The organism is Comamonas terrigena NBRC 13299, from assembly GCF_006740045.1.
Classification (GTDB): domain Bacteria; phylum Pseudomonadota; class Gammaproteobacteria; order Burkholderiales; family Burkholderiaceae_C; genus Comamonas; species Comamonas terrigena.
In genome coordinates this window covers 3,285,609-3,298,007 of record NZ_AP019749.1, presented here as the reverse complement: position 1 = coordinate 3,298,007, position 12,399 = coordinate 3,285,609, and the positions used below count along the sequence as shown (strand labels likewise).

The window sequence follows — 12,399 nt, the reverse complement described above, 5'->3', positions numbered from 1 at the left end:
CCGGCGGCTTGTGGTGGACCGGATGGAGAAAAGGGGGATTTGCGCGGCAGCACCGTTTCGGCGTTGCCGCAAGGCCTCTACAGCAGCTTGCTGTCGACTTCCAGCGCGGTTTCCAGGCGTTCGATCAGCGCCTGCGCCTGCTGCAATTCGTGCTCGCGCAGTGCCAGCAGCTCTTGCAACTGCGCGGCCAGTGCCTGGGCTTCTTCCTGCGCCTGCTGCGCTTGCTGCAGGGCGTCTTCCTGCAGGGTGTCTTCCAGCGGGGCAGCAGGCAGTGGGTCGGCCGCAGGGGCGACGGGAGCCAGGCCGTTTTCCAGCGTCAGTTCCAGCTCCTGCTCGAGTTCCTGCACGCGGGTGTACAGCGATGCACTCTCGAACGCCAGATTCACGGCGGCCAGCACCCCCACGCGTTCGCGGGCGCGGACCTTGCCGGTGTTGCGGATGCGTTCCATGTCCGCATCCACCCGCTGCACGGCGGCCAGCAGCATGTCTTCCTGGCCCTCGGGGCAGGTCAACACATAGTCTTGCTGGAGGATGCGCGCTTCGATCTGGCTCATGGTGCCTCTTGGTTGGCGGGCAGGCGCTCAATCAGTGCGTCCACCCGTGCACGGGCCGCCTGCAGGCGCGAGCGCAGGGAATCGCGCTCCTGTGTGAGCGCGGCCACCTGCTCGGCCAGCAGGGCATTGGTGCGCTGAAGTTCGGCGTGGCGCAGCAGCAGGCGATCAACACGCTCTGCCAGCGGCTCGATCATGGAAGGCTGCGAGGTCATAGACATAGAGGGTAGCAATTGTAGGCGTGCCTAAATGTAAGCAGGTGAAATAAGGCCGAATCAGCCTGCATATGACGTTGGAAAACACCGGTGCACAGCAGTTTTTCTACGAACGGCACGACTGAAACTAAAATCGCTGCTGTTGGTGCTCGCAGCGCGGTTCACGCGCAGCAGTTCAACGGGAAGCAGGACGGCCTCGTTTTTTCAGAACCCGCCCAGCCTGCGCTGCCCCCGCAACGGTGAGTCCCTGGTGCATGCCATGCACCCCCGCCATCTGATACCGCCACTGGATGCCTTGAACAAGCGTCTGGGAAGGCGATGGTGTGGAGGACCAGCCCGGATACCGGCCAACACTGGTGTGCCCGCTCGAGCGGGCATGGTTTTGCCCATCACTGGCGGGGAGGCTGGTACGGGCGACTAGGTGTTTTTTCTCATGTTCTCGAATGTTTTGAAGGCCGGTGCCGTGGCGCCCGCCTTGCCGTGGTCTGCCGTGTCGGCGGCCGTGTTGTGCGCTGTGGCGGCAGCCGCCCAGGCCCAGGAGAGCCCCTCTGCACGCGCCACGCTGGAGGAGACCGTGGTGGCCGCCACGCGCAGCGAGCAGCGCCTGTCGGATGTGATTGCGGACATGACGGTCATCGACCGCGACCAGTTGGACCAGCAGGCCGGCCGGTCGCTGGAAGACGTGATGGCCAAGCTGCCCGGCGTGCAGATCACCCGCAACGGCGGCCCCGGCACCGAAACCGGTCTCTACCTGCGCGGCGCCAGCAAGCAGCACACGGCGGTCTATATCGACGGCATCCGTGTCGATGTGCAGAACGGCTCCGGCGGAGCGCAGTGGGAATCCCTTCCGGTGGACCTGATCGAGCGCATCGAAGTGCTGCGCGGCCCGGCGGGCGCGGTCTATGGCTCGGACGCGCTGGCGGGTGTGGTGCAGGTGTTCACCAAGCGCGGAACCGCCGGCGTGCAGCCCTTTGTGGGCGTGGGGGCCGGCGAGTACGGCAGCCGCAAGGCCGAGGCCGGCATCAGCGGCGCCCAGGGCATGGTGGATTACGCGCTGGGCCTGTCCTATGCCGAAAGCCATGGCTTCGATTCCAAGAACCGCGGCGTGCACAACGAAGACCGTGACGGCTACACACGCAAATCGGCCAACGCCCGCGTGGGGCTGCAACTGAATGCCGACCAGCGCCTGGAGCTGACGGCCCTGACCAGCCGCACCAATGCCGGGTATGACGCCAGCAAGTCGGTCAAGGACGACCGCGGCCTGCGCGCGCTGGATGCCTATGGCCTGAGCTGGACCGCCCAGTGGACGGAGCGCTTTCGCACGCGCCTGTCCGTCAGCGAATCCACCAACCGCTACGAGACCTCGGGCACCAGCACCTACGAAGCCGAAACCCGGCTGCGTACCATGCTGCTGCAGAACGAGTGGCTGCTGGGCCCCGGCACCTTGAGCCTGGCGCTGGAGCGGCGCGAAGACACGCTGGAGAACACCGGCCTGAAAAACACCAGCCACAAGGACCGCGACCAGACCGGCGTGGCCATCGGCTACGGCGCCAAATTCGGTGCCCACAGCGTGCAGCTGAATGCCCGCAGCGACGAGGACAGCGACTTCGGCCGCAAGAACACCGGCGGCATCGGCTACGCCTGGGCGTTTGCACCCCAGTGGCGCGCTACCGCCTCCACCTCGACCGGCTTTCGCGTGCCCAGCCTGTATCAGCGCTTTTCGGACTATGGCGATCCGGCACTGGCCCCCGAGGAAAGCCTGAACAAGGAAATTGGTCTGCGCTGGGCCGACCAGGGCAATCACCTGGGAGTGACGCTGTACCGCAACAAGCTGCAGAACCTGGTGTCCTATGAAAAAGGCCTGGGCAGCTGCGGCAAGACGTCCTGCTATGTGAACGTGGAGCGTGCGCAGTTGCAGGGCATCACCCTGACCGGGGCCTACCGCACCGGTCGACTGAAATGGTATGGCTCCGTGGATTTCCAGAACCCCACGAACGAGGCCACCGGCAAGCTGCTGGAACGCCGCTCGCGCCGGTTTGCCACCCTGGGAGTGGATGCCGCCGTGCACGGGTGGACACTGGGTGGGGAAATGCAGGCGGCCAGCCGCCGCTACAACGCCAAGGACGAGCAGGTCATGAGCCTGGGTGGCTACACCCTGTTCAACCTGTCGGCCTCCACGCAGGTGGCCAGGGACCTGACCCTGACCGCACGCATCGACAACCTGATGGACCGGGCCTATACCTTGGCCCAGGATTACGCCACGCCGGGCCGCACCTTCTGGGTGGGTCTGAAATGGCTGCCCCGCTGACCGCCGGGGCCGCCGGAAAGCATGCATGTTGACTGAAACTTCCGCCCAAGCTGCGCGCCGCTGCGTGGCCGTGTTGGTGGCGGCCCCAGCCTCGGGCCAGGGCAAGACCACCGTGACCGCCGCGCTGGCGCGCTGGCACTCCCGCCAGGGGCGCACGGTGCGCGTGTTCAAGTGTGGCCCGGATTTTCTGGACCCCTACTGGCACCAGCTGGCCAGCGGTGCGCCGGTGCACAACCTGGACGGCTGGATGGTGGGCATGGACGAGGTCCGGGCCCGCCTGCATGCCGCAGCCGGCGAGGCCGACGTCATCCTGATCGAAGGGGTGATGGGCCTGTTCGACGGCAGCCCGACCGCAGCGGATCTGGCCCAGCAACTGGGCGTGCCCGTGCTGCTGGTGGTGGATGCGGGCGCGATGGCCGGCTCGTTTGGTGCCCTGGTGCTGGGCATGCGGCAGTACCAGCCGGAGGTGCCGTGGGCCGGGGTGCTGGCCAACCGCGTGGCCACCGGCATGCATGCGCAGATGCTGCAGACCAGCCTGCGCGAACCCGATCTGTGGCTGGGCGCGCTGGCGCGCATCGGCCAGGGCAGGGATGCACAGCTGCTGCCGGAACGCCACCTGGGCCTGGTGGCCGCGCACGAGCTGCCCGATGCCATGGCGCGGCTGAACGCCGCCGCCGACCAGCTGGCCGACACCCCCCTGGGCCAGATGGACTGGGCCGCCTGGCAACGCTGGAGCGTGGAATTCCCCGCCGCCGCCGCGGCCCAGCCGCCGACCGGACAGCAGGCGCTGCAGCCCTGGCTGCAGGGGCGCACGGTGGCCGTGGCCAGCGATGCGGCCTTCAGCTTCATCTACCCCGCCAACCTGGACTGCCTGCAGGCCATGGGGGCCAATCTGGCATTTTTCTCGCCGCTGGCCGGCGAAGGCCTGCCGCCCTGCGATGCCCTGTGGCTGCCCGGCGGCTATCCGGAACTGCATGCCGGCAAGCTGGCCGCCAACACCGGGCTGCAGGCCGATCTGCGCGCCCACGTGGCCGCAGGCAAGGCGGTGTGGGCCGAATGCGGCGGCATGCTGGCCCTGGGCCGGCAGATCACCGATGCGCAAGGGCAATCCCGGCCGCTGTGGGACATCCTGCCGGGCACGGCACAGATGCAGACCCGGCTGGCCGGGCTGGGCATGCAGCAATGCGTGCTGCAAGGCAGCGTGCTGCGCGGCCACACCTTCCACTACTCGCGCTTTGACTGCAGCGCAGCGGAGGTCGGGCGCACCAGCCGTGCACGCCAGCCGGTGGAGCCCGGCAAGGGCGAGGCGGTCTATCGCCAAGGCAGCGTACACGCCAGCTACTTCCACGCCTGGTTCCCTTCGCACCCGCGTGCGGTGGCCGCCTTGCTGGGGGCCGAGCCGGTGTGCTGGGACGGGCCGGCAGAGCTTTCATAATCCACGCCACCATGAGCGATTCCCTTTCTTCCCCCGTGGCCTGGCAGGAACTCATCCTGGGCGGCCAGAAAAGTGGCAAGACCCGCCGTGCAGAACAGGCTGCGCGTGACTGGCTGGATGCCGCACCCGGGCGCAGCGCCACCTACCTAGCCACCGGCCAGGCCTTGGACGACGAGATGCGCGCCCGCATTGCCCGCCACCAGGTGGACCGGGCCGCGCGCGTCCCGGGCATGCAGACGGTGGAAGCGCCGCTGCAGCTGGCCCAGGCCCTGCAGGCCCACAGCAGCCCCCGGACGCTGGTGGTGGTGGACTGTCTGACCATGTGGCTGACCAACTGGATGATGCCCATGGAGGCCGCCGCGTCCTCCACGTCCGCAGAGCCATCGCCGGACTGGGGTGCACAGCGCAGCCGGTTGCTGCAGGTGCTGGCGCACTGCCCCGGCCCGGTGGTGCTGGTGGGCAACGAGATCGGGCTGGGCGTGATCCCCATGGGGCGCGAGGTGCGCGCCTTTGTCGATGCGCTCGGGGTGTTGAACCAGGACGTGGCCGCTGCCTGCAGCCGCGTGACCCTGATGGCCGCGGGTTTGCCGCTGCAGCTGAAATGACCGGGATGGCTTCTTCCATGGCACTGCTGCGCGTCGCGGCCCAGGGATTGCGCCACCGTGCAGCGGCCATCGCCTGCCTGGTCCTGTGGGCGGCGCTGCCGTCCATGCCCGTACAGGCCGCTGCCGTGCCGCCGCCGCTGGCGGAAAGTGCGCGCCTGGCGCCACTGCCCATCACCGATGACCGGGGCAAGACCGTGCAACTGGCCAAGCCGCCGCAGCGCATCGTCAGCCTGCTGCCGTCGCTGACCGAAAGCACCTGCGCCCTGGGCCTGTGCGACCGGCTGGTGGGCGTGGACCGCTACTCGGACTGGCCGGCCTCGGTGCAGAAGCTGCCCGTAGTGGGCGGCGGGCTGGACCCCAGCGTGGAATCCATCGTCGCCCTCAAGCCCGATCTGGTGCTGCTGTCCAACGCCTCCAAGGTGGCGGAGCGTCTGGAGTCGCTGGGCATCAAGGTTGCTGCGCTGGAAGTGAAATCGCAGGCCGGCGTGCACCAGGTGCTGGACAAACTCGGCCGGCTGCTGGGCGTGCACCAGGCCCAGGGCGCCGACCGGGTCTGGCGCGAACTGCAGACCGGTGTGGCCGACATTGCCCGGCAGATGCCGGACAGCGCCAAGCAGGTGCGTGTGTACTTTGAAGTGAGCCGCGGCCCGTATGCGGCAGGGCCCCAGTCCTTCATCGGTGAAACGCTGACCCAGCTGGGCGTGCGCAATGTGGTGCCGGCCGATCTGGGTCCGTTCCCGCGCCTGAGCCCCGAATTCCTGCTGCGCGCCCAGCCCGATGTGATCATGCTGGGCAACCGCAGCATGCAGGTGGCCACCAGCTACCCCGGCTGGAACAGCCTCAAGGCCGTGCGCGGCAACCAGGTGTGCACATTCAGCGAACAGGAATCCAATGTCATCGTGCGCCCCGGCCCGCGCATGGCCGAAGCGGCGCAGCTGATTGCGCGCTGCCTGATCGACAAGGCGCCCAAAGCGCCGGCCTCGGGGGGGAACCGCTGATGGTGCAGCCTCTGCCGTCTTCTTCCGCGCACCGGCACGCCCATGCCCCGGGCCAGCGCCGCAGCACCGTGCTGGCCCTGGTGCTGCTGGCGCTGACCGTCGTCCTGCTGATGGGGGGCGCCAGCGTGGGCAGCACCGGCTGGGAAAGCGTGCTGCGCATGCGAGACGACCCGGTGTCATGGCAGATCGTTGTGGACATCCGCCTGCCGCGCTCCCTGGGGGCGTGGCTGGCCGGCGCATTGCTGGGCCTGGCCGGCGCGGTGGCGCAAGGGCTGTTCCGCAATCCGCTGGCCGACCCCTACCTGCTGGGCAGCGCCTCCGGCGCTTCGCTGGGCAGTGCCGTGGGTCTGGTGCTGATGGGCTCGTCGGTGACCAGCCTGAACCTGCTGTACCGCCTGGGCATGACCGGCATGGCCTTTGTCGGCGCCGCCTGCGCCGTGGCGCTGACCGTGGTGCTGGCGCGCAATGTGCAGAACACGCTGCGCCTGCTGCTGGCCGGCGTGATCGTGGGCGTGGTGCTGGGTGCTGTGCGTGACCTGCTGGAGCTGCGCCACCCCGACATCCTGCAGGCCATGCAGGCCTTCACCCTGGGGACCTCCGCCTTTGTGGGCTGGGAAGGCTGCGTGCTGATGGCCGCGGTGCTGCTGGTGTGCGGCCTGGCCACCTGGGCCTGCGCCCGCGTGCTGGACGGGCTGACCCTGGGTGAGGCCACGGCCGCCAGCCTGGGCCTGCCGCTGGCGCAGCTGCGCTATGGCCTGGTCGCGGTGCTGGCGCTGGCCACCGGCACCTCGGTGGCCCAGACCGGTCTGATTGCCTTTGTGGGCCTGGCGGCCCCGCACCTGGTGCGCAGCCTGGTGCGTGTGGGCCATGGCCGCAGCACCTTGCTGGCCGCCGCCATGGGGGGCGTGCTGCTGCTGGCGGCCGACATCCTGGCGCGCTGGCTGGTGGCGCCACAGGAGCTGCCCGTGGGCGTGCTCACCGCGGCCCTGGGCGGCAGCTACCTGCTGTGGCGCATGCACCGCAGCACGCGTGCAGGGGGGGCGATGTGATGCCGTCCCAGTCGCCGAACCTGGCCCTCAGCGCGCACCGGATCCACGCCAGCGTGCACGCCCAACCCATTCTGCGGGACCTGTCCGTGGACTTCACCCAGGGGCGCTGGACCAGCATCGTCGGCCCCAACGGTGCCGGCAAGTCCAGCCTGCTGAAGGTGCTCAGCGGTCTGTGGCCCGCGCACAGCCTGCAGGGCCAGGTGGCGCTGCAGGGCCGGCCGCTGCACAGCTGGCCGCGCCGGCAGCGCGCCCAGACCCTGGCCTGGCTGGGCCAGGGCGAGGTGGTCACCGAAGACCTGACCGTGCTGGACGTGGCCCTGCTGGGCCGCCTGCCGCACCAGTCCTGGCTGGCTGCGCCCAACAGCGCGGACCACGCGATCGTGGAGCACTGCCTGCGCCAGACACAGGCCTGGGAATGGCGCCACCGTCCGGTGGCCGAACTCTCGGGCGGCGAGCGCCAGCGGGTGCTGCTGGCCCGGGCCATGGCCGTGCAAGCCAGCGTGCTGCTGATGGATGAGCCGCTGGCCAATCTGGACCCGCCGCACCAGACCGACTGGATGCACGCCGTGCGCGCCCTGGTGGCGCAGGGCACCACGGTGGTCAGCGTGCTGCACGAGCTCTCGTTTGCCTTGCTGGCCGATGAGATGGTGGTGATGGCGGCCGGGCAGGTGGTGCACCACGGTGCCTGCCACGCCCCCGAGACCCACGCGGCACTGGAAGCCGTGTTCGACCACCGCATCCGCATTTGCCAGGTGGAAGACCTGTGGATAGCGCTGCCGCGCTGATGGACGCACCGATTTTTTAACCTGCATTGCCCGCAATGCCCCTTGGAAGGAGACCTGCCATGCATATCGAACCGGGACTGGTGGATGGAAGCAAGATGCTGCTGAGTTATGCCACGGCCACGGCCGCGCTGGGCTACACCGCCAAACTGGCGTGGGACATGCTGCGGCACAACGGCCCGTCGGCGCTGCTGCTGCGCTCGGCCGTGGCCGCTGCGCTGGTGTTCGCCTTCTTCGAGGTGTTCCCGCACCACCCCGTGGGCGTGTCGGAGGTGCACCTGATCCTGGGTACCACCTTGCTGCTGATCTTCGGCGCCGCACCGGCGGCGATCGGGCTGGCGGCGGGCCTGCTGGTGCAGAGCCTGTTCTTTGCGCCCCAGGACCTGCCGCAGTACGGCATGAACGTGACCACCTTGCTGGTGCCGCTGTTCGCCACGGCCGCGCTGGCGCGCCGGGTGATCCCCGCCGACATGGCCTATGTGGACCTGGGCTACGCCCAGACCTTCAAGCTGTCGGTGGCCTACCAGGGCGGCATCGTGCTGTGGGTGGGCTTCTGGGCCATCTATGGCCAGGGTGCCGGCGCCGCCAATCTGGCGGACATCGGCCGCTTTGGCGGCGCCTATATGACAGTGGTGCTGCTGGAGCCCCTGATCGACCTGGGCGTGTTGGCCATCGCCAAGGCCTGGCAGCGCCTGCAGGGCAGCGCCCTGGTGGAGCGCCGCATGTACCAGGCCGCCTGACTCGGCTGACCGGCCCGCTGGCGCCGGCTGCCTGCTCGTGGGCCACCGCGGTGGCCCCTTTTTTGGGAATCTCCCGGACCTTGAACGTCCACTCTCGCCTTATGCAAATCGAAACACCTCCTTCCGAAAAGCCTTACGAAAAGCCCGAGGGCGAACGCCGCGGTCTGGTCATCGTCAACACCGGTGACGGCAAGGGCAAAAGCACGGCCGCCTTCGGCCTGGCCTTCCGCGCCACCGGCCGGGGCAAGGCCGTCAAGGTCTACCAGTTCATGAAGGTGCCGACCGCCCGCTTTGGCGAACACCGCCTGGCCGACCGCGTGGACCTGCCCGTGGTGGGCCTGGGGGACGGCTTCAGCTGGAAGAGCAAGGACCTGGAGCAATCGGGCCAGCTGGCGCGCGATGGCTGGGAAAAGGCCAAGGCCGACATCCTCTCGGGCGAGTTCTTCCTCGTGGTGCTGGACGAAATCACCTACCCGCTGATCTACGGCTGGCTGCCGCTGGAAGATGTGCTGGAGACCCTGCGCAATCGCCCCAAGGACGTGCATGTCTGCCTGACCGGCCGCCGCTGTCCCCAGGAAATCATCGACCTTGCCGACACCGTGACCGAGATGAAGCTGATCAAGCACGCCTTCCAGGCGGGCGTGCCGGCGCAGCGCGGCATCGAGGACTGAACGCCGCCAGCGGCGCAGCATCCGGCCGCAGTGCAGCATTTTTTGCGCTGCCCGGGTCTTGCGCCGCTGCCGCTGGCTGTCGCTGCGCCAAAGGCCCACAATCCCCCTATGTCTGAAGCTCCCACCACCCCCACCATTGCGGCCACGCCGTTCACCGAGGCCGAGCGTGCCGCCGTCTACCGTGCGATCTATGAGCGCCGGGACATGCGCCACTTTGCCGGCGGCACGGTGGCCGAAGACGTGCTGCTGCGCCTGCTGCGTGCCGCGCACCATGCGCCCAGCGTGGGCTTCATGCAGCCGTGGCGCTTTCTGCGCGTGCGCAGTCCGGCGCTGCGCCAGGGCATCCATGCGCTGGTGGAGCAGGAACGTCTGCGCACTGCCCAGGCCCTGGGCGTGCGCGAAGAAGACTTCATGAAGCTGAAGGTGCAGGGCGTGCTGGATGCGGCCGAGGTGCTGGTCGTGGCCATGCCGCCGGGCCGCGAGGCGCACATCTTCGGCCGCCGCACCTTGCCGGAGATGGACATTGCCAGCACCGCCTGCGCCATCCAGAACATGTGGCTGGCCGCGCGGGCCGAAGGCCTGGGCCTGGGCTGGGTGTCGATCTTCGACCCCCAGGAACTGGCCCGGCTGCTGCAGATGCCCGAAGGCGCCCACCCGCTGGGCGTGTTGTGCCTGGGGCCGGTGGATGCCTATTACGCCGAGCCCATGCTGCAGCAGGAAAAGTGGGCCTGCCGCGCACCGCTGGAAGACATGCTGATGGAGGACCTGTGGGATGCCTCGCGCCCACTGCCGGTGGCGGCCACGCCGCCAGCGCCTGCACCGTCGGGTGCCGCCCCATCGGATGCCGCCCCATCGGTGGTCGCCCCCAAGGCCGCGCCGGACGGCGTCCAGCCCTGAGCCGGCGTGCCTGTTTCTTTGTTGTGCCCAGGCCCTGGCTGGCGGGGGCGGGTGATCTGTGACTGAATGACTGCGATACCGTTGATCGAGCTGCTGACCACGGCCGTGAGCCCGCTGGCCTGGCTGTGGAAGCTGTGCACCGCCAGCGGCGGTGCACCCCAGCTGTGGGCCCAGGACCTGATGGGCGCCGCCCTGGCCGTGCTGGTGGCGCTGGCGCTGGATCGGCTGTGGGGCGAGCCGCCCGTGTGGCTGCACCCGGTGGTCTGGATGGGCCGCCTGCTGGGCGCCACCGGCCGGTGGATCGCGCCCCGCGCGCCGGTGTCCCGGGGCGGGATGCGGTTTGCCGCCGGCATGCTGGCCTGGTGCGCGCAGGCCGCCCTGGTGGGACTGATCTATGCCGTGCTGCAGCTGTTGCTGCCGCCCCAGCCCTGGTGGCTGGCGGGTGCGCTGGCCGGCGTGCTGCTCAAGCCGCTGCTGTCCTGGCGCATGCTCAAGGACGAGGTGCTGGCGGTGGAAGCCGCCCTGCAGCAGTCCCTGCCGGCAGGGCGCGAACGCCTGACCTGGCTGGTGAGCCGCGATACCGCGCAGCTGGATGCCGCCACAGTGCGCGAAAGCGCCATCGAAACCTTGGCTGAAAATCTGAACGATTCGGTGATCGCCCCGCTGTTCTGGTTTCTGGTGGCGGGCCTGCCGGGGGCAGCCATCTACCGCTTTGCCAACACAGCCGACGCCATGTGGGGCTACCCCGGCTGGCGCGGCACGGGCGCCCAGCGCCGCCACTGGCAATGGGCGGGCAAATGGGCGGCGCGCGCGGACGATGTGCTGAACTGGATTCCGGCACGCATCACCGCCGCCTGGCTGGCGCTGCTGGCCGGAGGCGTGTCATGGGCCGGCCTGCGCCGCGATGCGGCGGTGACGCCGTCGCCCAACGGTGGCTGGCCCATGGGGTGCATGGCACAGGCCCTGGGGGTGCACCTGTCCAAGCCGGGGGTTTACCAGCTCAACCCGGCGGGCAGGGCGCCGCAGGCGGACGATGTGCAGCGTGCCGTGGCTCTGGCCTCCCGGGTGGTGACACTGCAGGTGGGAATGGCGCTGGCAGCGCTGGCCTGCCTGGGCCTCTGGCTGTGGAGGGCGGCTTTCCATGGCTAGTTTTTCCCACGGCGGCACCGATGCGCTGGGCGTGCCCGCCCATGATTTTTCCACCAACCGCAATGCCTGCGGGCCTTGCCCCGCGGCAGTGGCGGCACTGCAGTCCGCGCATGCGGCGCAGTACCCCGATCCGCTCTATACCGATCTGCGCGCGCAGCTGGCCGCCTTCCATGGCGTGGCGCTGGTACGGGTGCTGGTGGGCGGCAGCAGCAGCGAGCTGATCCACCGCTTCACCCAGCACGCCGTGCGCAGTGGAGCGCGCCGTGCAACGCTGCCCCCGCACCACTACGGCGACTACCTGCAGGCCGCACAGGTCTGGGGGCTGGCGGCGCAGTCCCGCTCCGTCCCCGGGCCGCAGGGCCTGCACTGGGCCTGCGAGCCCTCCAGCCCGCTGGGGGTGCTGGACGAGGTCTGGCCCGACTGGGCGCAGCCGCCGGCCGGCGGCCCCACATGGCGCATGCTGGACTGTGCCTACCGTCCGCTGTGGCTGGAAGGCACCGCGCCGCAGCGCGATCTGGACACCGTCTGGCAGCTGTGGACGCCGAACAAGGCGCTGGGCATGACCGGCGTGCGCGCCGCCTATGCGATAGCGCCGCTGCATGCGGCGGCACAGGAGCTGGAAGCCCTGCACCTGCTGGCCCCGTCGTGGGTCGTGGGCGCGCACGGTGTGACCATGCTGCAGGCCTGGGTGACCCCGCCGGTGCAGCAATGGCTGGCGCAGAGCCTGGAGACGCTGCGTGCCTGGAAAGCGCAGCAGCTGGCGCTGTGCGAACAGCTCGGCTGGCAGGTGATTCCGGGCCACCAGGCCAATTACCTGGTCGCACGCCTGCCGCTGCCGCCGCAGGACCTGGGGCGCAGCCTGGCTGCCTTGCGGACCTACGGCGTCAAGCTGCGCGACTGTGCCAGCTTCGGGCTGCCCGGCCATGTGCGCCTGGGCGTGCTGCCGCCGGCATCACAGGCCGCATTGGCGCAGGCCTGGAACCTTCTGGAGAACTAGAA

At 69.3% G+C, this 12,399-nt stretch carries 13 protein-coding genes and 1 riboswitch; of the genes, 11 read left to right on the top strand and 2 right to left on the bottom strand.

From position 1 onward, the window contains the following. Window positions 1-77 precede the first annotated feature (77 nt). On the bottom strand, window positions 78-554 hold the full coding sequence (locus tag CT3_RS15115; protein ID WP_083520286.1) for a cell division protein ZapA: 477 nt from the start codon (window positions 552-554) through the stop codon (window positions 78-80). Then, window positions 551-766 carry a hypothetical protein gene (locus tag CT3_RS15110; RefSeq protein ID WP_066533865.1) on the bottom strand — a complete coding sequence of 72 codons (216 nt, stop codon included), beginning with the start codon at window positions 764-766 and terminating at the stop codon, window positions 551-553. Before CT3_RS15110 ends, CT3_RS15115 begins: the two co-directional genes overlap by 4 nt. A 126-nt stretch (window positions 767-892) precedes the next feature. Next, window positions 893-1,132, top strand: a riboswitch (cobalamin riboswitch). Window positions 1,133-1,199: 67 nt separating this feature from the next. Here CT3_RS15110 and CT3_RS15105 point away from each other — a divergent pair. The 11 genes from CT3_RS15105 to CT3_RS15055 all read left to right on the top strand — a co-directional run bounded on the left by CT3_RS15105 (window position 1,200) and on the right by CT3_RS15055 (window position 12,397). Beyond that, window positions 1,200-3,074 carry a TonB-dependent receptor domain-containing protein gene (locus tag CT3_RS15105; protein ID WP_083520301.1) on the top strand — a complete coding sequence of 625 codons (1,875 nt, stop codon included), beginning with the start codon at window positions 1,200-1,202 and terminating at the stop codon, window positions 3,072-3,074. A gap of 25 nt (window positions 3,075-3,099) precedes the next feature. Further along, window positions 3,100-4,509: a cobyrinic acid a,c-diamide synthase CobB gene (locus CT3_RS15100; protein ID WP_066533864.1), complete on the top strand. Its 1,410-nt coding sequence runs from the start codon at window positions 3,100-3,102 to the stop codon at window positions 4,507-4,509. Window positions 4,510-4,520: 11 nt separating this feature from the next. After that, on the top strand, window positions 4,521-5,114 hold the full coding sequence (gene cobU, locus CT3_RS15095; RefSeq protein WP_066533863.1) for a bifunctional adenosylcobinamide kinase/adenosylcobinamide-phosphate guanylyltransferase: 594 nt from the start codon (window positions 4,521-4,523) through the stop codon (window positions 5,112-5,114). Window positions 5,115-5,131: 17 nt separating this feature from the next. Next, window positions 5,132-6,112 (top strand): ABC transporter substrate-binding protein, encoded by a 981-nt coding sequence (locus tag CT3_RS15090; protein ID WP_370510788.1) that lies wholly within the window; start codon window positions 5,132-5,134, stop codon window positions 6,110-6,112. Then, entirely contained in the window at window positions 6,112-7,161 is a 1,050-nt protein-coding gene (locus tag CT3_RS15085) for a FecCD family ABC transporter permease (protein WP_083520285.1), read from the top strand. The genes CT3_RS15090 and CT3_RS15085 overlap by 1 nt, the downstream gene beginning before the upstream one ends. Further along, window positions 7,161-7,946: an ABC transporter ATP-binding protein gene (locus CT3_RS15080; protein WP_066533861.1), complete on the top strand. Its 786-nt coding sequence runs from the start codon at window positions 7,161-7,163 to the stop codon at window positions 7,944-7,946. Before CT3_RS15085 ends, CT3_RS15080 begins: the two co-directional genes overlap by 1 nt. A gap of 59 nt (window positions 7,947-8,005) precedes the next feature. After that, entirely contained in the window at window positions 8,006-8,683 is a 678-nt protein-coding gene (locus CT3_RS15075; RefSeq protein ID WP_066533859.1) for an energy-coupling factor ABC transporter permease, read from the top strand. Window positions 8,684-8,784: 101 nt separating this feature from the next. Then, window positions 8,785-9,354, top strand: a complete 570-nt coding sequence (gene cobO / locus CT3_RS15070) for a cob(I)yrinic acid a,c-diamide adenosyltransferase (protein WP_066533857.1) — start codon at window positions 8,785-8,787, stop codon at window positions 9,352-9,354. 108 nt (window positions 9,355-9,462) lie between these two features. Next, window positions 9,463-10,251 (top strand): 5,6-dimethylbenzimidazole synthase, encoded by a 789-nt coding sequence (gene bluB / locus CT3_RS15065; protein WP_083520284.1) that lies wholly within the window; start codon window positions 9,463-9,465, stop codon window positions 10,249-10,251. Window positions 10,252-10,317: 66 nt separating this feature from the next. Next, window positions 10,318-11,400 (top strand): adenosylcobinamide-phosphate synthase CbiB, encoded by a 1,083-nt coding sequence (gene cbiB, locus CT3_RS15060; RefSeq protein ID WP_066533855.1) that lies wholly within the window; start codon window positions 10,318-10,320, stop codon window positions 11,398-11,400. Further along, window positions 11,393-12,397: an aminotransferase class I/II-fold pyridoxal phosphate-dependent enzyme gene (locus tag CT3_RS15055; RefSeq protein ID WP_066533853.1), complete on the top strand. Its 1,005-nt coding sequence runs from the start codon at window positions 11,393-11,395 to the stop codon at window positions 12,395-12,397. Before cbiB ends, CT3_RS15055 begins: the two co-directional genes overlap by 8 nt. The last annotated feature ends 2 nt before the right edge of the window (window positions 12,398-12,399 follow it).

Bases quoted from the DNA above. Each gene is read 5' to 3' on its own strand.
- CT3_RS15115 (WP_083520286.1), bottom strand. From the start codon at position 554: ATGAGCCAGATCGAAGCGCGCATCCTCCAGCAAGACTATGTGTTGACC.
- CT3_RS15110 (WP_066533865.1), bottom strand. From the start codon at position 766: ATGACCTCGCAGCCTTCCATGATCGAGCCGCTGGCAGAGCGTGTTGAT.
- CT3_RS15105 (WP_083520301.1), top strand. From the start codon at position 1,200: ATGTTCTCGAATGTTTTGAAGGCCGGTGCCGTGGCGCCCGCCTTGCCG.
- CT3_RS15100 (WP_066533864.1), top strand. From the start codon at position 3,100: ATGTTGACTGAAACTTCCGCCCAAGCTGCGCGCCGCTGCGTGGCCGTG.
- cobU (WP_066533863.1), top strand. From the start codon at position 4,521: ATGAGCGATTCCCTTTCTTCCCCCGTGGCCTGGCAGGAACTCATCCTG.
- CT3_RS15090 (WP_370510788.1), top strand. From the start codon at position 5,132: ATGGCACTGCTGCGCGTCGCGGCCCAGGGATTGCGCCACCGTGCAGCG.
- CT3_RS15085 (WP_083520285.1), top strand. From the start codon at position 6,112: ATGGTGCAGCCTCTGCCGTCTTCTTCCGCGCACCGGCACGCCCATGCC.
- CT3_RS15080 (WP_066533861.1), top strand. From the start codon at position 7,161: ATGCCGTCCCAGTCGCCGAACCTGGCCCTCAGCGCGCACCGGATCCAC.
- CT3_RS15075 (WP_066533859.1), top strand. From the start codon at position 8,006: ATGCATATCGAACCGGGACTGGTGGATGGAAGCAAGATGCTGCTGAGT.
- cobO (WP_066533857.1), top strand. From the start codon at position 8,785: ATGCAAATCGAAACACCTCCTTCCGAAAAGCCTTACGAAAAGCCCGAG.
- bluB (WP_083520284.1), top strand. From the start codon at position 9,463: ATGTCTGAAGCTCCCACCACCCCCACCATTGCGGCCACGCCGTTCACC.
- cbiB (WP_066533855.1), top strand. From the start codon at position 10,318: ATGACTGCGATACCGTTGATCGAGCTGCTGACCACGGCCGTGAGCCCG.
- CT3_RS15055 (WP_066533853.1), top strand. From the start codon at position 11,393: ATGGCTAGTTTTTCCCACGGCGGCACCGATGCGCTGGGCGTGCCCGCC.